1 protein-coding gene is annotated in these 1,279 nt (G+C 68.2%); it reads left to right on the top strand.

The genetic code is table 11. The features are described 5' to 3' along the window. Positions 1 to 69: 69 nt before the first annotated feature. Positions 70 to 1,247, top strand: a protein-coding gene (locus E4P43_RS19670) for an IS3 family transposase (protein WP_135147193.1) whose coding sequence is annotated in 2 segments (ribosomal slippage) — positions 70 to 354 and positions 357 to 1,247 — 1,176 coding nt in all. Because the reading frame shifts where the segments join, the coding sequence is not laid out codon by codon here. Positions 1,248 to 1,279: the final 32 nt, after the last annotated feature.

Raw genomic sequence — 1,279 nt, 5'->3', positions numbered from 1 at the left:
GGGACTGCTGCACGAGTAGGTGACATCTGATCTGTGGTGCCGTGAGGCGCCGCTGGAAGGATGTTCACCGTGCCCAAGCCCTACCCCAAGGAGTTCCGCGACGACGTCGTGAACGTTGCTCGCAACCGTGAGCCGGGCCAGCACCTGAAGCAGATCGCGGCTGACTTCGGGATCAGCGAGTCGTGCCTGACGAACTGGATGAAGGCAGCCGACGTCGAAGACGGCGTCAAGCCCGGAACGACCGCGGCGGAGAACGCGGACCTGCGGGAGGCCCGCAAGCGGATCCGGCTGCTCGAGCAGGAGAACGAGGTGCTGCGCCGGGCGGCGGCCTACCTGTCGCAGGCGAACCTGCCGGGAAAATGATCTACCCGCTCGTCCGAGAGCTCGCCGTCGACGGGATCGCTGTGACGGTGACGTGCCGGGTCCTGAGGATCGCCCGCCAGCCCTACTACCGGTGGCTGACCGCCCCGGTCACTCCCAGCGAACTCACGCAGGCTCACCGGGCCAACGCGCTGTTCGACGCCCATCGCGACGATCCAGAGTTCGGCTACCGGCTGCTGGTCGACGAGGCTGCCGCCGGCGGGCAGCCGATGGCCGCGCGCACGGCCTGGGCGATCTGCTCGGCCAACCGGTGGTGGAGCGCGTTCGGCAAGCCCCGTCGGGGCAAGGGCGGCCGTTCCGGACCGCCGGTGCACGACGACCAGGTCAACCGTGTCTTCACCGCCGAGGCGCCCAACGCCGTGTGGTTGACCGACATCACCGAACACCGCACCGCCGAGGGCAAGCTCTACCTGTGCGCGGTCAAGGACGTGCACTCCAACCGGATCGTCGGCTACTCCATCGACTCACGGATGAAGTCCAGGCTCGCGGTCACCGCGCTGGATAACGCCGTCGCCCGGCGCCATGCCGACGGCGCCGACGTGGCCGGCTGCATCGTGCACTCCGACCGCGGATCCCAATTCCGCAGCCGGGAATTCGTGCATGCCCTCAACCGGCATCAGCTGTCCGGCTCGATGGGCAGAGTCGGCGCGGCCGGCGATAACGCAGCCATGGAGTCGTTCTTCGCCCTGCTGCAGAAGAACGTGCTCGACCGCCGACACTGGCGCACCCGGCAAGAGCTGCGGATCGCGATCGTCACCTGGATCGAACGGACCTACCACCGCCGGCGGCGTCAGGACGCCCTCGGTCGACTCACGCCCATCGAGTACGAGACCATCGTGCCCACAATGGCCGCGCAGGCAGCCTGACCCAACCTGTCACCGATCCGTGCAGCAGTCCC

This window comes from Blastococcus sp. TF02A-35 (assembly GCF_004571075.1).
Lineage (GTDB): Bacteria > Actinomycetota > Actinomycetes > Mycobacteriales > Geodermatophilaceae > Blastococcus.
Note: the sequence above shows the minus strand (reverse complement) of the source record. Positions and strands in the feature narration are given on the sequence as shown.